General features: G+C 37.6%; 16 protein-coding genes and 1 pseudogene. 13 read left to right on the top strand and 4 right to left on the bottom strand.

Annotated features, from left to right (window positions below; translation table 11 throughout):
- Nucleotides 1-60 precede the first annotated feature (60 nt).
- The 13 genes and pseudogenes from JFV29_RS12565 to JFV29_RS12500 all read left to right on the top strand — a co-directional run bounded on the left by JFV29_RS12565 (nt 61) and on the right by JFV29_RS12500 (nt 13,161).
- Nucleotides 61-1,083 (top strand): Gfo/Idh/MocA family protein, encoded by a 1,023-nt coding sequence (locus tag JFV29_RS12565; RefSeq protein ID WP_201183986.1) that lies wholly within the window; start codon nt 61-63, stop codon nt 1,081-1,083.
- A gap of 228 nt (nt 1,084-1,311) precedes the next feature.
- On the top strand, nt 1,312-2,283 hold the full coding sequence (locus JFV29_RS12560; RefSeq protein WP_201183983.1) for a sugar ABC transporter substrate-binding protein: 972 nt from the start codon (nt 1,312-1,314) through the stop codon (nt 2,281-2,283).
- Between the two features lie 107 nt (nt 2,284-2,390).
- Nucleotides 2,391-3,335, top strand: a complete 945-nt coding sequence (locus JFV29_RS12555) for a sugar phosphate isomerase/epimerase family protein (RefSeq protein WP_201183981.1) — start codon at nt 2,391-2,393, stop codon at nt 3,333-3,335.
- 122 nt (nt 3,336-3,457) lie between these two features.
- Nucleotides 3,458-4,948, top strand: coding sequence for a sugar ABC transporter ATP-binding protein (locus tag JFV29_RS12550; protein ID WP_201183978.1), 1,491 nt, complete (start codon nt 3,458-3,460; stop codon nt 4,946-4,948).
- A gap of 19 nt (nt 4,949-4,967) precedes the next feature.
- The gene (locus tag JFV29_RS12545) at nt 4,968-5,963 is read left to right on the top strand and encodes an ABC transporter permease (protein ID WP_201183975.1); all 996 of its coding nucleotides are present in this window, start codon (nt 4,968-4,970) and stop codon (nt 5,961-5,963) included.
- Nucleotides 5,964-6,077: 114 nt separating this feature from the next.
- Entirely contained in the window at nt 6,078-7,181 is a 1,104-nt protein-coding gene (locus tag JFV29_RS12540) for a fatty acid desaturase family protein (protein WP_242486854.1), read from the top strand.
- 192 nt (nt 7,182-7,373) lie between these two features.
- Complete coding sequence (locus tag JFV29_RS12535) at nt 7,374-7,694, top strand: MocE family 2Fe-2S type ferredoxin (protein ID WP_201183969.1); 321 nt, start codon at nt 7,374-7,376, stop codon at nt 7,692-7,694.
- A 13-nt stretch (nt 7,695-7,707) separates the two neighbouring features.
- Nucleotides 7,708-8,952 (top strand): NAD(P)/FAD-dependent oxidoreductase, encoded by a 1,245-nt coding sequence (locus JFV29_RS12530; RefSeq protein WP_201183966.1) that lies wholly within the window; start codon nt 7,708-7,710, stop codon nt 8,950-8,952.
- Nucleotides 8,953-8,970: 18 nt separating this feature from the next.
- Nucleotides 8,971-9,837, top strand: a complete 867-nt coding sequence (locus JFV29_RS12525) for a sugar phosphate isomerase/epimerase family protein (protein WP_201183964.1) — start codon at nt 8,971-8,973, stop codon at nt 9,835-9,837.
- Nucleotides 9,838-9,848: 11 nt separating this feature from the next.
- Nucleotides 9,849-10,096 (top strand): annotated as a pseudogene (locus tag JFV29_RS12520) (aldehyde dehydrogenase family protein); the annotation flags it as partial.
- Between the two features lie 784 nt (nt 10,097-10,880).
- Nucleotides 10,881-11,624 carry a Fic family protein gene (locus tag JFV29_RS12510; protein ID WP_201183959.1) on the top strand — a complete coding sequence of 248 codons (744 nt, stop codon included), beginning with the start codon at nt 10,881-10,883 and terminating at the stop codon, nt 11,622-11,624.
- Between the two features lie 138 nt (nt 11,625-11,762).
- Nucleotides 11,763-12,902 (top strand): tyrosine recombinase XerS, encoded by a 1,140-nt coding sequence (xerS, locus tag JFV29_RS12505; protein ID WP_201183956.1) that lies wholly within the window; start codon nt 11,763-11,765, stop codon nt 12,900-12,902.
- A gap of 85 nt (nt 12,903-12,987) precedes the next feature.
- Entirely contained in the window at nt 12,988-13,161 is a 174-nt protein-coding gene (locus tag JFV29_RS12500) for a hypothetical protein (RefSeq protein ID WP_201183953.1), read from the top strand.
- Between the two features lie 790 nt (nt 13,162-13,951).
- Here the strand turns inward: JFV29_RS12500 and JFV29_RS12495 are convergent.
- From JFV29_RS12495 to JFV29_RS12480, 4 genes are all read right to left on the bottom strand, one after another.
- Nucleotides 13,952-15,622 carry a M4 family metallopeptidase gene (locus JFV29_RS12495; RefSeq protein WP_201183951.1) on the bottom strand — a complete coding sequence of 557 codons (1,671 nt, stop codon included), beginning with the start codon at nt 15,620-15,622 and terminating at the stop codon, nt 13,952-13,954.
- 1,642 nt (nt 15,623-17,264) lie between these two features.
- Nucleotides 17,265-17,939 carry a deoxyribose-phosphate aldolase gene (gene deoC / locus JFV29_RS12490; RefSeq protein ID WP_201183949.1) on the bottom strand — a complete coding sequence of 225 codons (675 nt, stop codon included), beginning with the start codon at nt 17,937-17,939 and terminating at the stop codon, nt 17,265-17,267.
- A gap of 5 nt (nt 17,940-17,944) precedes the next feature.
- Nucleotides 17,945-18,940 carry a substrate-binding domain-containing protein gene (locus JFV29_RS12485; protein WP_201183947.1) on the bottom strand — a complete coding sequence of 332 codons (996 nt, stop codon included), beginning with the start codon at nt 18,938-18,940 and terminating at the stop codon, nt 17,945-17,947.
- A gap of 12 nt (nt 18,941-18,952) precedes the next feature.
- Entirely contained in the window at nt 18,953-19,930 is a 978-nt protein-coding gene (locus JFV29_RS12480; protein ID WP_201183945.1) for an ABC transporter permease, read from the bottom strand.
- Nucleotides 19,931-19,932: the final 2 nt, after the last annotated feature.

The raw sequence follows: 19,932 nt of genomic DNA, 5'->3' as shown, positions 1-19,932 counted from the left end.
TTAGAACTAAAATCTGGATTAATGTTCACGAGTAGAAAAAACTTGGAGGAGTTGAAATCAATGACTACATTTGTTCGTTGGGGAATCTTAAGTACTGCGCAAATTGCTCAAGATGAATTACTGCCTGCATATATGGATGCTGCTAATGCGGAAGTCACTGCCATTGCTAGTTCCAATCCAAAAGTAAAGGACATGGCTTTGAAATTTAGTATTCCAAAAGTTTATGAATCTTATGATGAATTGTTAATAGATCCAGATATTGATGCTGTTTATATTCCGTTACCGAATGCACTTCATTCCCATTGGGTAAAGAGAGCGGCAGAAAAAGGGAAGCATGTTCTATGTGAGAAACCGGCAGCATTAACTGCTGGAGAAGCGGAAGAAATGATAGAAGTCTGCAAGAAAAATAGTGTACTTTTTATGGAAGCCTTTATGTATCAATTTCACCCTCAACACCAAAGAGTTAAGGAGATTATTGCTTCTGGTGAGATCGGTGAGTTAAAAATAATGAAATCTAGCCTTTCGTTTTATCTTGAAGACAAAGCTGGAAACATACGTGTGAAGCCAGAATTAGGCGGTGGGAGCCTGTATGATGTGGGATGTTACTGCATTCACTCCATCCGAAATGTTTTAAGCGCTGAACCAAGTAGGGTCTATGCCTCAATGAAAAAGAATCCTGATAGTCAAGTAGATATGTCTGTAGTAGGAGTATTGGATTTTGATAATGGAGTGACAGCGTTATTCGATGCTGCAATGGATCGAACACGAATCGATTATTACGAGATTATTGGAACAAAGGGCAGCATTCGGGTGCCAAACGCCTTTGTACCGCATTTTAATAATGGTGAAGCTCTCATTGTGATAAATGGAGAGGATGGAAAGTATAGGGAGGAGAAGTTGATTGGACATCAGTACGTCCTTCAAGTCGAATACTTCTCACGATGTGTGTTGGAAGGGAAAATCCCTAACTATATGATAGAAAACACAATTCAGAATCTGAATGTGATTGAAGCATGTTTTGAATCAATCGAAAGAAAAACGTTCGTAAATATATCATCAAGTCATTCGAAAATTACTAGGTGATATAAAAGGAATCAAAAGTGAGTAGGTCGGCAATTTATATTACCATTATATACTTTACTCATAAGTAGTTGAAATGGGTATTGGTTATGGATACACATTGTCTTCCAACACTTTGTAATCAATTGAAAGCGCTACCTTTTTTGAAAGGTGAAGGCACTTAGGGCAATACCACATCTTATGTTTTGTTCTCTAAGGTTCATAAAACAAATATAAGGGGGGATTTTCATTTTGAAACTCAAGAAAATGACAAGTATGGTTATGGTTACTGTTTTAATAACAAGTTTACTAGCTGGTTGTGTTTCAAAAGTAACTTCAGGTGATGGAGGTAAAAATCAAATTGTCATTGGTGTAGCCATGCCAGCGTTCGAGGATTGGTTCACATACTTAATTGGTGGTATTGAGGAGTACGACAAGCAACATGATGATGTAAAAGTTGACATGGTTGATGCAAAAAACGATGCTGGAAAGCAAATTTCGCAAGTTGAAACCATGATTGCTCAACAGGTAGACGCAATTGTCATCAATCCAGTTGAGACAGCTGCGCTTGATCCAATGGTTGTTGCTGCGAACGAAGCGGGAATACCTGTCATAGTCGTAAACAGAATGCCCGAAGAGGACACAATGGAAAAAATTTATGCTTTCGTTGGTTCCGAGTCCCTTGAGGGAGGGATTATTCAAATGGAAAAAGTGGCTGAGATGTTAGATGGAAAAGGAAATATTGCAATTATAAACGGAACATTAGGTCATGACTCAGTCGCAAAAAGAACAAAGGGAAATAAAAAAGTAATTGAAAAACACCCGAATTTGAAGATCGTACTTGAAGCGACTGCAGATTACCAAAGATCACAAGGAATGACGTTAATGGAAAACTGGATTCAATCCGGTAAAGAAATCGATGCCGTTGTCGCTAACAATGATGAAATGGCAATTGGGGCGATTATGGCTCTTGAAGAATCCGGAAAGCGTAGCGACATCATCGTGGCTGGTATCGATGGTACAGCGGATGGTTTGGACTATGTCAAACAAGGAAAATTGAATGTTACTACTTTCCAGGATGGTTATGGCCAAGGGGAAGGTGCGATTGAAACCGCGGTAAAGGCTGCAAAAGGGGAGAAAATCGAAGGGAAATTTGTAAATGTTCCTTTTAAATTAGTAACCAAGGAAAATGTTGATGAGTATTTGAAGAAGTTGGAAAGATAAAAGAACGAAGGAGGACATGAGGGCTTTCTCTAGGGTGTCCTCAAATCCTTCATGTCTGTGAAACGATAGCTGGTGGAATTACATTAATTTAGTAGGGAGTTTTGATGATGCGACTTTGTCTAGTGACGGATTCTTTGGGTTCCTTATCTTTTGAAGATATGATTGATACATCAGCATCTTTAGGCTATGAATCTCTAGAATTTGCATGTGGTAATTGGTCCAATGCACCACATATTGAAATAGACGAATTATTGGAGAGTTCTATAGAAAGAGAAAAATTTGTAAATTCAATAATAAGTAAGGGCCTTGGCATAGAGGCACTAAATTGTTCTGGAAATCAATTAGCTCCAAATGAAGAAGGTAAGGCTCATCAGATAGTAGTGGAAAAAACATTTAGGCTTGCGGAGCTTTTAGGAATAAAAAAGATTGTCATGATGTCTGGACTTCCTGGGGGAGGGCCAGAGGATAAATCACCTAACTGGATAACAACAAGCTGGCCTCCAGAAACTACTGAAATACTGAACTGGCAGTGGAATGAGAAAGCATTCCCTTACTGGGAAAAAACTGTAAAAAAAGCGAAAGAACATGGAATAGAAAAAATCGCCTTGGAAAATCATGGATGTCAATTAGTATATAACCCAGCAACGCTGTTTAAATTAAGAAACCAAATAGGAGAAATGATTGGAATGAATCTTGATCCTAGCCACTTATTTTGGATGGGTGGAGATCCCATTTTAGCAGCCAGGCATTTAGGAGGTGCCATTTATCATATTCATGCAAAAGATGTACGTGTCGAAAGAGGATTAGTCGGAACGGATGGACTACTTGATACAAAAACGACAGATTTATTTACCGAGCGTTCATGGAATTTCGCCGCTTTGGGATATGGACACGATACTCTTTGGTGGAGTGAATTCTTTTCGATCGTTAATATGATTGGTTATGATGGTCCTATAAGTCTTGAAAATGAAGATCAAACAATGGATCAATTAACCGCGGTAACAAAATCTACGAAACTACTAAAAAATACGTTACCAAGAGTGTTTGCATAATATAGATGCAGTAAGTGTAACTAAATATGATCTAGGATCGAATAGAATAATGAAAGGTTAGCATTTTTGCTGAGTTTCCTTTCATTACATAGTCATCATTTTATTAACTGGGAGGGATCGGCATGGGGAGCGACTATATCTTAGAAATGGAAAATATCACAAAAGAATTTCCTGGAGTAAAAGCGCTAGATAATATTCAACTGAAGGTCAAAAAAGGTTCTGTTCATGCCTTAATGGGAGAAAACGGTGCTGGGAAGTCTACACTCATGAAAATTATCTTCGGAATTTATACACCTGACAAAGGAACGATTAAGTTTAAGGGGAAAGAATTGAAAGTATCAAGTACGAAGGAAGCGTTAAAGAATGGGATATCTATGATTCACCAAGAGCTAACCCCAGTTCCCCATATGACTGTAGCTGAAAATATTTTCTTAGGCAGGGAACCTTCTTATGGGAAATTAGGATGGGTTAATAATAAGAAAATGATTGAAGATGCAAGAGGCTTATTTAATAAACTCAATATGAACATTGATCCTAACTCAAAAATGAAAGACCTTAGCATAGCGAATATGCAAATGGTAGAAATTACGACTGCTGTATCATATAATGCTGATTTAATTATTATGGATGAGCCAACCTCTGCCATTACAGAAAAAGAAGTGGAGCAATTATTTGAAATTATTAATTCTTTAAAAGCAAAAGGTGTTTCTATTATTTATATCTCACACAAAATGGATGAAATATTTAAAATTTGTGACGAACTTACTGTTTTTAGAGATGGTCAATATATCGGTACAAAAGGTGCACATGAATTAAATCAGGATACATTAATTCAAATGATGGTTGGCAGAGAAATTAAACAAGTCTTTCATAAAGAAAAGGCAGAAATTAAAGAAGTTGTGTTATCTGTTAACAATCTAAGAAAAGAAGGAAAATTCAATAATATTAGCTTTGAAGTTAGAAAAGGCGAGATATTAGGAATCGCAGGGTTAATGGGTTCAGGAAGGACAGAGATAATCGAAAGTATTTTTGGTATTGATCCCCCTGACTCTGGAGACATTTACATTCATGGTGAAAAAGTAAACATTAAATCACCTCGAGATGCCATTATGCACAAGCTTTCATTATTAACTGAAGATCGAAAAATAGGTGCAATTCTTCCAATTTCAATTAGAGAAAATATGATTATTTCTAATGTAGATCAATTTTTAAAACATGGCTATATAAATAAAAAATTAGTGGATGAAACTTGTAACGAACAAGTAGAAAAATTAAATATTAAAACACCTAGTATTGATCAACTTATTATGAATTTGAGCGGTGGAAATCAACAGAAGGTTTTGCTTGCGAGATGGCTGTTAAATGATCCTGACATCCTTATTTTAGATGAGCCAACAAGAGGTATTGATGTTGGAGCAAAATCTGAGATTCATAAACTTATGTCAAAATTAGCGCAAGATGGGAAAGCAATCATAATGATATCTTCTGAAATGCCTGAAGTATTAGGGATGAGTGATCGAGTCATTGTCATGCATGAAGGTTATAAAAAAGGTGAATTAAGTAGGGAAGAAGCAAATCAAGAGAAAATATTAGAAGTTGCTTATAGTTCATAGTTCATGGGGAGGTTATAAGATGAGTAATCCAGTTAGCAACACAGTTACAAATGCTAGCAATAATAAAATTGCTTGGAAAGAGAAAGGATCCCAAATAGCTAATAAGTATGGGATTTTCCTAGTATTACTTGCGATGATGGTGATGATGTCATTTCTTTCCGAAGCCTTTCTAACGACTCAAAACTTATTTAATGTGGTACGCCAAATTTCATTTATTGGTATTGTCGCAATGGGTGTAACGATGGTTATTATAACAACGGGAATTGATTTATCTTCAGGTTCAGTTATTGCTTTAGTTTCTGTCGTATCAGCTAGTTTCGCACATCCTGGCGAGTATTCGGTTGTTGTACCATTAGCAATTGGACTTGGGATTGGTGCTCTTGCTGGTTTGATCAATGGTACTATTACAGCTAAAGGAAAAATCCCTGCGTTTATTGCTACTTTAGGAATGATGATTGCGGCTAGAGGTTTAGCATTATTATATAGTGATGGAAGACCGATTCCTGATTTATCCCAATCATTTCTTTTTATTGGAAAAGGTGAAATTATGGGCATTCCATTTCCGATTATAGTCTTTATCGCGATGGGAATGATCTCACATTTCATGTTAAGTAAAACAAAGTTCGGTAAGTATACGTATGCGATTGGTGGTAATGAACAAGCAGCGAGAATTTGTGGTATCTATGTAGACCGTTACAAAATCATGATTTACACCTATGCTGGCTTACTAGCTGCGATTGCTGGGATGATGTTAACAGCGAGAATCAGTGTAGGTCAACCAAGTATGGGGAATATGTTTGAGCTAGATGCCATTGCTGCAGCAGTTATTGGTGGAACAAGTTTGTCTGGTGGAGTGGGAACGATTGGTGGAACAATGATAGGTGCGCTTATTATAGGTGTTCTGAATAATGGGCTCGATTTATTGGGTGTATCTTCTTACTGGCAACAAATATTAAAAGGTATCATCATTGTAAGTGCTGTATTAATCGATGCTCGTAAAAATAAAAAATCTTAATAGGAAAGTACCGGAGGGAATCCGATGCAATTGTAGTGATTATAAATTTAGGAAATCAGAACTTTTGCAGATAATGAAGTGCTTATTCAAGAAATGAATAAGGAGGAGAAAATTTTGAATGTCGTAACCAAACGAAGAGACTATAGTATAACCGGTTCGGAAAAAAAGGTGGCATCGGAAAAGGGGCTTGTGTCTGCCGAGTGGTATACATGTCCAATCCCGCGCAAACGACTTAAACAGTTGATGAAGCGTAAGGACGGTCCAGCAATACGCGATACGTTGATTTGGTTCGGTCTACTCATTATTTCGGGAATCCTCGCGTACTTGTCATGGGGTACCTGGTGGGCTATTCCAGCCTTTGTATTATACGGAATCCTTTACATGACACCAGCAGACTCTCGGTGGCATGAATGTGGACATGGAACGGCTTTTAAAACACCTTGGATGAACGAGGCCGTGTATCAAATTGCTTCTTTTATGAGCCTAAGGCCAGCTACACCTTCGCGATGGAGCCATACCCGCCACCATACGGACACGATTATTGTAGGAAGTGACCCGGAAATTATCGCCCCAAGACCTCCGGTGTGGAGAATAATAGCGATGGAAATTTTTCATCTTTATGGTGGGCCAAAGTCATTGATGAGAGTAGTCATTCACTGCTTCGGGAAGCTAGATAAAGAGGAAGGCGAATACATGCCGGAATCTGAGCAGCGGAAAACATGTTGGGAATCAAGGATATGGATACTTATTTTTGCTGCAATCATCGCTTGGTGCATCTCTATGAGAAGTATTCTGCCAGCTATGCTTATTGGATTACCGACTTTCTATGGCAGTGCACTTACCATTCTTTTGGGTATTACGCAACACTTGGGTCTCAAAGAAGATGTTCTTGATCATCGATTGAATTCACGGACTTTCTATACAAATCGAATTATTGGCTTCCTTTATTGGAACATGAACTATCACATTGAACATCACATGTTCCCGATGGTTCCTTATCACGCACTACCGGATTTGCATGAAGAGATGAAAGCCGATTGTCCGCAAGCACGCCCAAGTTTCCGGGCAGCCTTAAAAGAAACTCTTGCAGCGATGTTGAAGCAGAATAAAGATCCTGACTATGTGATCATAAGCACTATACCTGACACTGCAAATCCGTATAGGTATGGTCCAGAAGTTAAGGAGCCAGTACCTAGGGAAGGGACATCGAATGGTTGAGGAGACACCATGTGTTGGAAGGTTCATACTCAGAAAACGGTTCTCAAAAAAGTTTAAAATGAACTTCTTGAAAGCGTTTTATACACTCCAGAGGAGCTTTGTCTCTTTTTATAAGTAACGTACTCCTTAAGCGATGCACTAAATCAGATGTCTGTCCGATTCACTACAATGATATTTGGAGGAATTTAACTTATGGAACTTAAAGACTGGATTGAAACATGTATGATTGATGATATCGATGAAGAAGATGTAATTCGATTTGATTATGAAGATCAAACATTTGCAATTTATCGTACAGACGAGGATGAAGTGTATGCAACTGACGGGTATTGCACCCATGAGAAGGTTCATTTGGAGGATGGTTTGGTAATGGGCAATACGATTGAATGTCCTAAACATAATGGCCGATTTGATTATACAACGGGTGAGGCCAAACGTGCACCAGTTTGTGTGAATCTCAAGACTTATCCGGTTAAGGTTGAATCAGGAAAAATTTTTATAAAGATTGATTGAAGGGGGAAAAATCATGGCTGAATTTGGGATGGTTATTGTGGGTGCTGGAGAGGCAGGAGCACGGGCAGCTGTCGAGCTGCGAACGCATGGATGGACTGGACCGGTCACTTTAATAGGGGAAGAAAAGAGGGCTCCATATGAGCGCCCTCCTTTATCCAAAGATTGTTTGGTGACGGAGGAGGAACCCTCAACGGTGGATATTATCAATCATAGGAAGCTAGCACAACTTGATGTCAACTTCTTATCTGGAAGTGTTGTAACAGAGATTGATAGAAACAATCAATCTCTCATACTTGGTGATGGACAGCAGATTCGTTATGAACGCCTCTTGCTTGCTACTGGATCGCGTCCACGTAGATTATCCATAGAGGGTTCAGATCTCTTGAGTTTATTATATCTACGGACATTTGCTGATGCAATCAAGATTCGTACACAATTGGAGCCTGGTAAGCATGTTGCTGTCATAGGCGGTGGATTCATCGGTCTTGAAGTGGCAGCAAGTGCGATTAAACGAGGATGCTCCGTGACGCTTGTTGAAGCAGGTCCGCGTATTTTAACTCGAGGTGTACCTGAAGAAATTGCATATATGGTGGAGGCTCGTCACAGTGAGGCCGGTGTAGTTTTCAAGCTTGGAGTAGGAATCAAAAGCATAGAAACATCCGACGAGGGGCATGTAATTGCTCTTTCTGATGGTACATTCGTCCACTGCGATACGGTGATTGCCGGAATTGGAGCGATTCCTGAGACATCGCTAGCCGCCCAGTGCGGACTTGAGATTGAAAACGGGATCCGTGTGAGCGAGAAACTTGCAACGAGTGATCCCAATATCTTTGCTGCCGGAGATTGCTGTTCATTCCCGCATCCTCTCTATGGTGGAAAGAGAATCAGGTTGGAAGCTTGGCGTAATGCGCAAGACCAGGGAACGCACGCGGCACGAAGTATGTTAGACTCCATTGAATCTTATGCAGCTGTACCTTGGTTCTGGTCCGACCAATATGAGCAAAACTTGCAAGTTATCGGACTGGTTGATTGTGGAGAGAAAACCATTATTCGTGACCTAGGTAAAAACGGCAAGCTGTTCTTTCATTTGTCCACTGATGGTCGATTGGTTGCAGCAAGCGGTATTGGGGCAGCGAGTATTACCAAAGATATTCGTATAGCAGAAATACTTATTGAGAAGCAGGTAAAAGTTGAATCTAGCGACTTAGAAAATCCGAAAGTAAAACTGAAAGGCTTATTGAGGCTTCAAAATATCTAGTCAAAAGGAGGTAGATCCATGGATTTACTAGTGTTTAAAGCCGTGTGGGGCATGTCGGGAAATTGGGATAGTCAGCTTCAACAAATAGCCGAAGCTGGGTTTAACGGAGTTGAAACTCCGTTGCCGACTCTAGAAGATGAAGGTCGTTTTCGAGAGTTGCTGGATAAATATAGTCTGGAGCTAATCCTGCATGTATACACCGGCCGCGAGGATAATGAAAAGCCATATCCAAACTCGGTCGAAGATCATATTGTAACGCTTGAACAACAAGCAGAACGAGCTGCTGCTTTCAAACCGATATTAATCAATACGCATAGCGCGAAAGATTCGATGCCCTATGATGATCAACTGAACTTTTTTGAGAATGCGATTCGGGTGGAAAAGCAAATAGGGGTTCCTATTGGTCATGAAACTCATCGGGGTCGTGCTACATATACTCCATGGAGTACTGTTCAACTGCTTAAAGATTTACCGGATCTCCACATCACAGCCGATTTTAGTCATTGGTGCAATGTTTGCGAGTCTATGTTGGAAGATCAAAAACAGAATCTGGCAATCGCCATTCAGCATGTCATCCACATTCATGGAAGAGTTGGCTTTGAACATGGTCCCCAAGTGCCAGACTTTCGTGCACCGGAATATGAGTATACATTAAAGCAGCATGAACAATGGTGGGACGAGATTTGTGCTTATCATCAGTCTAAAGGGAGCCCATACTTAACCTTCACTCCGGAATTCGGACCGCCAGGATATATGCATACCCAGCCGTTTACCAATCAGCCTGTCGTTGATTTATGGGAGATTTGCTTAGCTATGACGAATCGGTTCCGAAAGCGTTTTGAAAAGTATCCTAACCAACAAGTAAAAAACAATGTAAAAATCTGATATAAAGTAAATTAGATGAAGCTATTGAGTGGCCATATTTCAAGATTTTTGAATGGAGCTTGCATTTCTACTCAAAATGGAGTCAGCATGATTCAATTCCGTGAAAACATTGAATTAGGTATTAGATGTCAATGTTGGCGTTCCTGCACCAATGGCGTTTTTTCCCATTCTCGAGCTGTAAAGATTCTTTCTATGGCGACCTTCATGCGAACAAACACAGGGCGTCGAATTCTATACAAGAAAGAAAATGGTTACAGCAATTGGTCTAAATGTATTTTCTAAAGAAAAAGATTATAAAATATTTAATCCGATAGAATATACATTACACCCTGAAAACGTTCAAAAGAGTATGTTTGATATATATTCAGAAAAAAAGCGCCCTTAAGGTGCTTTTTTTGTGCTCAGTTACAGAAGGAATACTCCACAAATTAGCATCCTTGAATCACTTGGGAATTTATAGGTGGTGTCTCTGGATAATGAGTAAACTTGAGGCATAGTTAAATTAAAATAGAAGGGGACTTCATTTATGATTACAATTTTGTTCGGGAAAAGTAACTCTCAAAATTATCCCATGGCAATTAGACAAGCTAAAAGGAGTGCTGACAACTATACAGAAAGTGGAGAAGGAAAGATTAATCCTTATTAATGGAAAAATTGATATCAACTCAGAAACAAGTAATCAAATAAAAAACCAGATCAAAAAGAATTCATAGACTTTCATCAACATGTAGAAAACAAAATCCTTTTTTATTCTTACAATTACGTGAATCAAGAGCGTTTTATAATTCTTGATGATTACCATGAATGATACGAAGAGACAATACAAGAGCAGCTATGTTAATTGTTACAGAACAAATAGAGGAAAAGGGGAACGGAATGTTCAGATTTTTAAGTTCGCGTTAAATTCTAATTTAACGAATATATATATACTTAGAAACATAAGTTTGGTATAATTATCCTAAGAGGTTAAACTGAAGATAATAAAATAGATATAATGAATGATTTTTAAAGATACCAACTACCATATAAGAAGGTGTATGTTTATGAAGAATTTTACTCTAATTAATAAACTTAAGAATGAATTAGACCAACTCAGACCCCTTCCACCAGAAGCTGTTAAAAATCTTTATGAGGTTTATCGTGTGGAATGGACTTATAATTCAAATGCAATTGAAGGAAATACTTTATCACTTCTTGAGACAAAAATTGTGCTTGAAGAAGGTTTAACTATCGGTGGTAAAAAACTTCAAGAACATTTAGAAGTTATTAATCATTCAGAAGCAATTGATTTTGTTGAAGAGTGTGTAAATAAAAATCAACCTATAGATGAAAGTACACTCAAAAATATCCATTACCTTGTATTAAAAAATATCGACAATAAAAATGCAGGACAGTATCGCCAGTTTAATGTTGGTATTTCAGGTAGTAAACATACGCCTCCACATTTTCTTCAAATTCAAGATGAAATGAAAGACCTATTCAATTGGTATGAAGAAAAGCAAGATGAAATGCATCCTGTAGAATTAGCAGCATTATTTCATTTTAAGTTTGTGTATATACACCCCTTTTCTGATGGGAATGGACGAACGGCAAGACTTTTGATGAATTTAATTTTAATGAAGAACGGCTATCCTCCTGCTATTGTTAAAGCTGAAAATGAACAACGAATAAGGTATTATGAAACGTTAGAAGCAGCAAGTGTGGAACAAAATGTTGAACATTTTATTGATTTAATTTCTGAATGTGTTGAAGATAGCTTAAAGAAGCATTTACATGCAATTAGATAAAGAAAATTAACTCTATTTATTAGAAGATTATAAGATCATAACATCTAAAGTTAACCATAATTATATTATGGTTAACTTTTCGTTAAAATTGTATTTAACGCGAACATTCGACATTTTTCGACATAAGGAGTTTTATACATGGCTTCTGCAAGAGAAACACTTATACATGAAAAACGCTTAAACACTCACCTGGCATCTATGCCAGAGTACGTCGTTGAGTTTGTTCAAGCCAAAAAAAGAGCAAAATACTCCTCTTCTACCCTGCTTGGATACATACATGAGTACAAAAAATTTTTCGAGTGGCTGCAGCACGAGGGAATCTCAAAAGTGGATCACATAAAATATATTCCTCTACCTGCCTTAGAAAATCTCACAAAAAAAAATGCTGAGTTTTATAAGGAATTTTTAGAAGAAGAAATCATTTCTGAAAAAGACGATGTAATAAAAAAACGGTCAGGTAATGCTGTAGCAAGAAATATTAATGCGATCAAATCACTCTTTAATTACCTTACGACTGAAACTGAGGATGAAGAAACAGGGGAATGTTATTTTTACCGGAATGTATTCAGCAAGGTGAAATTAAATAAAAAAGATGAAGATACAACCAGCCGTCGCGCAAAAAAAATAAGTTCTATTATACTGAATGACAAGGAAATCAATGAATTTCTAGATTACTTAAAGAATGGCTATGAGAATCCACTCAGCCCGCACAAAAAAGGCTCTTTTCTTCGAGACAAGGAAAGAGATATTGCGCTTATTAGCATGATGCTTGGTAGTGGTGTTCGAGTTAGTGAAATTTCCTCCCTTACGTTCAAAGACATTAACTTTCAAAAAAAGCAATTAGACATTATTCGTAAAGGCGGTAAAGCGGATACAGTAGAAATCCTAGATTCTGCTTTGAATGACCTAAAGGAATATCTCCGAATTCGAGAAACGCGATATCCTGGAGCAAATAGTACCTCATATGTTTTTGTATCTAAATATGCCGGTACGGCCAGACCGATTTCAGTCAGAGCCATTCAAGATTTAGTAACTAAATACACAATTGCTTTTAATTCACAGGAAGAATTCTCTTCAGGGCAAGCTTTGAGTCCGCATAAATTAAGACATACTTTTGCAAGCGAATGGATAAAAAACGGTGGGAATCTCATTTTACTTCGTGACCAATTAGGACATAATTCAATTGAAACAACACAGAAATATACGAACTTATCATCCAAAGAGAGTAAAAAAGTAATGCATGAAATAGAAAAGGCACGTGATCAGACAAAAAACTAACAACCTACATTAATCAGCGACCACAAGTATTTGATAAAAGTATTGGATCCGTCCCAAACTGTGAAAAAAGTGGTGAGGTATAATTATGTTTGAAATCGTAGTTAAACTTAAGAGTGATTGGATTGATTTGTCTGGTGTGCCAGATGTGGAATTATTCAAGGCACTGTCTGAGTGGTCAAATGGTAAAGAGGACGTTATTAAGATTAAAAGTTTTTCGTTCAAATCTAAAGATATTATGAGTATTACTATCAATAGATAATTGAACAGTACGAATAAACTAAGCAGTAAAATGATTAGAGACCTGGATAATAATCCAAGGTCTCTCTTCTATTTCCTTACCTCTTCATTTAATTATGAGTCCTCATAACAAGAACTCAATGCTTTACTAAATTGGGATTGTCTATGTCCAGCTAATCTTACTCATTTTTAAATATGAGGTTTTTGATGCTCATAACAATAAATACTACCTTTAAACCGCTCCTTATTTAACAAACAAAAGACCTCAACTTTACCAGATACTGCTCTTCCACAAGTCATACATGTCGCTACTTTAATTTGGCTTTCATTGGTTGCCTTAATACTTGCCTTCGTTTTTAACATCTCAACATGCTTTTTTCTTATATCTTGGTCTGATATGTTACTCTCCTCTAACACATTGTACATATATATAAAATATCATCATCAGAAAATATTGGTGATTGATGCTGTAATTTTAAGACATTGAGCTTCATCTCTGGCAGCATAGAGGTCAGTATTTATCTATGTATTGTTAATATAAGCAATCTATTTAAAACCCTCTATACTTAATAAAATTAAAGAGCCTTACAAAAGGCTCTTTAATCACTGTTACATCTCTTATTTATCTTTCCTTACAAGTAGTGAACAGCACTCCACGTGTCCAGACTGTATGTGGCAACACATGGGAGGCTGGTGAGACCATAACAAAAAATCCCCCAAACTCTTATTCTGGGGGAACATAAAACGCACTTCAATATTCTTCTAAAATCCGCTAAAAATATTGATTCCTGCGGGCGGATCCAATAATATACTTAGTAAATTCCCACCGAATCAAATCCGGCAGCAGCTGCAGCCTCTTCCTTGCTGCCTTCACCATAAATATCAATTGCAGACTGAACAATAGCCTTACGAGCGTCACTAAAATCGGAATTTGGCGTTAAATAAACGCTTATTGCACGATAGTAGATTTGTCCTAACTTGTGCCTTCCAATTTCTTGACCAATCAAGTATGCAGCGTGGTTTGTAATCGAGGAGTTAACATGGACACCGCCGCCATCTACCGAAGTTGGCATGTGATAAAATTCATCCATATGAGCCGGATAGACTCCACTGCCATATGCAGCTCTTTCCGCATTACTTACTACAACACTGTTTGGATTACTCAAGCTGCGCAATCTCGTTACACCGTCAGCTTTAGCAGCTGGTGCCATAATATCCTCACCCATTTCCCAATCATCGTAGTCAACAAGTGCACCAAAGACGTCAGCAAATGATTCGTTTAGTGCTCCAGATTGATTGCGGTAAACTAAATTTGCTGTATGAGTGATGACGCCATGAGTCATTTCGTGGGCAGCAACGTCAAGACCGGCTGATAGTGAAATAAAGACCTCACCGTCACCATCCCCATAGGTCATCCAACGCCCATTCCAGGATGCATTGTTGTAATTATTGCCATAGTGGACTTTAGAAATGATTGCCATTCCTTCACCGTCAAGAGAATTTCGGCCATGCTCATTAAGGTAATAATCATATACCTTTTCCGAATTATAGTGTGCATCGACAAGAGCCCGATCATAGTCGCCGATAAATGCAGCAGAATTCCCCACATATAGAGTATCATTACTAGAACTATTATCATTTTTAGCATCATACGTAAGTATTCCATCAAGACCATTATGAGAGTAATCAGCTAACGCAAACTGAGTTCCAGATTTAGGTTTCTTCACTTGGGTAATATGTAATTCCCTGTGAGCACCATGTACCCCTTTTCCAGCACCTTTTTGTGTTTTCATTTCATCAGCATGCATTAAACCATTATACTTATCGATGATTTCTCCCGTGTTTGCATCCACAAAGACAAACCAGTTGCCAGGCTCATCCCCCATGAAGTTAACATTCACTTTATAAGCTGTATGATTCTCTCCTTCAAAAGGATAGACTACAAGCTCAGAAGTTGGCTCATACGTTAGCTCTTCAGGGGCATTGACAGATGATAGTGCCTGCTTTAGTGCTGCATCACTGCTTAAGGAGGCAGTCGTGTCCACCGCATCATCGGCAATCGTCTGATTTACTCTTCCGTTGACGGATACGACTTCATTATTCTTATTAAAATGAACAATAACTTCGGATCCTTCTACGTTCACTCCATTTATTGATTGATTAAAGCGAACGTTGGTCATACCAAGTTTATCTTTTTGTGAATCTTTTACTTTTAGGTTTTTATCTGGATTTTTAATTCCGGTTTTACCTTCGTTTTTCTTTAAATAATTTAGTGCATTGGAAGGGTTGCTAGAAGAGAATTTCTCAGCAAATCGCTCCTTCACAAAAACAGGAACGCTTGCCTTCTCATTCCACTTTTTAGAAGCTTGTACACTACTAGCCACCTTCGAATCAACCGGCTTCGCAAATACATTACCGACTGGGATAGAACCTACCAACAACGCTGACGATAGAACTGCAGGAACAATAAACTTTTTCTTCAATATCGATACCCCCCATTTTTTTCCATTGACTTTATTATAGATTAATAAAAGTTAATTTACATGAATATTTGGAATTATTTTAATTTTATAAAAAATATTAAGAATAATCCGGATGCTATCTTATGGTAGGTACAATTTACCACTCGACATGGTGATGAAATTAAATTTTCTTTTCGAATACTTCTAAAACTGTAACTTTGAAATAAGGAATGATCAAAAGGTCTCCTGGCCCTATATTAGCGTAAATAAAAAGAACCCATTTTGAAAAAAGATTGATCAAAATAGGTTCTTCTATTTAAGAGTAATGTTATGTCATACGTACATTTAGAAAATTTGTTCCGGGTGTTTGATAGGTTAAATTTAAACCTAAAGCTATGTTTTTTCACTCAGTAAACTCCTTTTTACTGTTTCACAAAACAAATCCTAATAATGGGCTGAACCAATTTTATGTCTATTTTCGTAGATTCAGATATAGTAGCCAACTCGAATCAGTTCGAGAAGAGTGTTTTCCCAATTGAATGTTGTAGGTAGGATAGTCTATTCATTGATTATGTGACCAATTTAAAATCAAACATCTCAAAAAATGCTAATATATTGTGAGAAATTTTGTTAAATCCATTTCTTAAATAATCAGGAATGGATTTATTATGGATTTGTTTTTTTGTTACGGTAGGCAATCATTACGTCTAATATCAGGAATTACCCATGCAAGGTGACATCCATTATTCAAAAATCATCAATTTTATGAAAAGTTTACCTTTATATGTCTAATTTTTGATGATGAGATTCGCTCTACAGCAAAATTAACTTTTGTTTTATGGATAATGTCATTTGATTTAATATAGAAGCTTTTAGAAACACACTATTTTAAGAGATATCTTATTGTATATCTCTTAAATCTGAATCTAGGACTTAGATTTATTTACAAAAAGTCTAAGTTCCGAAAATAGATAGTTATTGGAACTTAGACTTTATCGGCTGTGAAAGAACCTTAGCTGGTAGGTGATTAGATTCTCCTAACTGTCACCCCAATGATCATATTTTATCTCAGAGAAATTACCTTTTAAAACGTAAAATTCCATTGTTTTATCCCCTTTTTCTTAGGTTTAGCCCTATATCACTAAGGTTAGCGTCTAATTCCATCTGATTCAAGCTACCTTAATTCTCTTTTTTAGTATCCAATTTTCAATCATACTCTTTCCAGAACACATTCCCTTTGGTAGGTCATATAAATATTTAGGATCTTGAAAACCATGGTGAACTTCGCATATAACCCGTATAGGTTTTTAAATCCCTTCAATGCGAAGGCAATTCGAACCCCCGTAGTCAAGCTTTTGAGCAGAGGTAGATACCTTAACGGCGATTTTAAACCTCCTTCTTCATTTACTCTAAAAGCAGTCATTATATATCCCTACTACCTCGTCATTTAACATAACCTCGGTAGACTATTAATGAATTAACCCCCCCCTAATTTAAGGATGAAAAAGGCTAATATTTCTTACGCGAAGGAAACACCGACCTTTAGTTTTATTGAGTAAGAGAATGAGTGTAAACTTTCTGCTCACAATGATAAGGTATAAGCTAACTTCTTAAGAAAGTAATTCTATTTTTAAGAATCTTTAATATTGTATTCCGACATTTATTAATAGTCAGGAGTGGCTACTTTTCCAGTAAATATTTGGACACCTGAACTAGACCCTATTCTAGTTGCCCCTGCCTCTACCATAGCTTCTATATCTTGAAGGTTTCGGACACCCCCTGAAGCCTTCACTCCGATATTTGGTCCAACAGATCTCCTCATTAAAGCTACATCCTCAACAGTTGCTCCGTGTAAGGAAAATCCTGTTGAAGTCTTAACATAGTCGGCTCCAGCTTTTACCGATATTTCACAAGCCCGCACTTTCTCTTCATCTGTTAACAAGCAAGCTTCTATAATCACTTTCACTATTGTCTTCTCTTTCACCGCTTCAACTACTGAACGTATATCGTGTTCGACAAGTTCATCATTTTTATCTTTCAAAGCCCCTATATTTATGACCATGTCGACTTCTGTTGCTCCATTCTCCAGTGCATTTTTTGCTTCAAACGCTTTTGTTTCAGGAGTATTCGCACCTAATGGAAAACCAATGACCGTACAAACCTCTACATCCGTGTCATGTAAGATTTCCGCTGACTTCGCTACCCAAGATGGATTCACACATACGGAGGCAAATCCGAATTGTTTTGCTTCTTCGCATAACTTAATAATGTCTTCTTTCTTGGCTTCTGCTTTAAGTAAAGTATGATCAATCAATTTTACATAATTCAATTCATTCATCTCCATTATTTTATTTCCGCGAATTTTTTCGAATCGTCCACATAGTTCGTTGCATTTTTTTCATCAATTAATCCTGTATCTGCATTCATTACTTTTTCAACGTCTTCTCCATTTCCTGTTTTGATTGCTGTTTGGATAGCAAGTGTCCCAAGGGAAATCGGATCGTTGATAACTGTTGCATGAAACGTGCCTGCTTCAATTTTTTTCACGGCTTCCATTAACCCATCGATTCCAACAATTTTAACATCTTTCAGTTTTCCTGCCTGCTCTAATACTTTCATTGCCCCAAGTGCCATATCGTCATTATGAGCGTATACCAGTTCTACATCCGGATGAGCCTGCAGTAAATCCTGCATAGATGAAACGGCTTTTGCACGTATATACTCACTGTAAGGACCTTCAATAATCTTAATTCCCTTTTCTTTCTCTACAACTTCATGAAATCCATCATGACGAGCCTTCATAACTGTGCCACCAGCGTCCCCTTGTAATTCAATAACCTTACCGGTAGCTCCTTTACCCCCTAGAAGCTCGACAGCTTTTTCACCAGCAAGACGACCCATTTCTACATTATCCCTGCCAATATAAGAAACGACGTCTTCTTTTGTTTGACGATCCACTGTGATAACTGGTATACCCGCTGTTTCAGCTGCTTTTAAAGCGGGTGCTACAGCTGATGGATTGACCGGATTAATGAGCAAAACATCGATTCCTTTTGTAATAAGAGATTGCACATCTGTATTTTGTTTTTCTATATCATTTTGAGCGTCCACTACGATTAATTCGGCGTTCTCTTTTTTAGCTTCTGCTTTAGCTCCATCAACCAATGATGTATAAAAAGGAGATTCAAGAGTTGCTTGGGAGAAACCAATCACTAATGATTCACCACCTCCATCTTTACTTGTGTTTGAACCAGAGTCTTTTGCTGCACCGCCTCCACATGCCGTTAACGTAAACGTAAGTGCCATTGCCACTAAACCTGTCATCCACTTTTTCTTCAAATTAAACACCCCTTATTTTTTATTAATGATATATTGGTTCATAATTAATGCTAGTACAATGATTAAGCCCATAAATATAGATTGGTAGTAAGATGATAAACCTAACAGGTTGAAGATATTGACGATCATGCTCATGATCAGCACACCAATGAATGTTCCACCTATGCTACCTTTTCCGCCCATAAGGCTTGTACCACCTATGACAACTGCCGCGATAACATCTAACTCAAGACCAGTACCAGCCGTTGGTTGTCCGACGGTTAGCCACGCGCTCATGAGAATGCCGGCCACTGCCGCTAACAACCCTGCGATTACGAAACACCATGTAACATACTTCTCGACTGGAATACCCGAGAGTCTAGATGATTCTTCATTTCCGCCTACTGCATATATTTTTCTTCCGAATGTTGTGTATTTTAAAACCACCAGGGCTACAATCGTTAAAGCAATCCAAACAATCGCGGTGAATGGAATCTTTCCAAAAACATTCCCGCCCAATGCTGTAAAGCCTTCCGGGAGATCGTATATTGGCTCTCCATTTGTTGATAGTAAGGCAAGTCCTCTTGCACTTACCATCATGGCAAGAGTTGCGATGAAGGCCGGAACTTTAAATTTAGTGGAAACAAATCCATTTACGAAGCCCAAGAAGGCTCCTGCTATAAGTGTAATGACTATGGCTAGTATAGGATTCATTCCTGTACCGAGCAAAATCGATACTAACATGCCTGTTAGCGCTAACACTGCTCCAACAGATAAATCAATACCAGCAACTAAAATGACAAACGTCATTCCAATACTAACGATTCCTACAAAAGAAGACTGTTGAAGAAGATTCAGTAAATTTTGTACAGAAAGAAATTGATCAGATAGTATGCTGCCAATCAGGATGAAACCTAAAAAGATAAAGAAAAGATTATACTTCTTTAAAATATTCTTAATTGAAAGGGATTTTGTTTGCTTTACTCGAGCTACTTCTATATTTGCATTCATAG

The organism is Peribacillus sp. TH16 (assembly GCF_016651095.1).
Taxonomy (GTDB): Bacteria; Bacillota; Bacilli; order Bacillales; family DSM-1321; genus Peribacillus; species Peribacillus butanolivorans.
The sequence above is the reverse complement of the archived record's forward strand: the minus strand, read 5'-3'. Positions and strand labels throughout refer to the sequence as shown.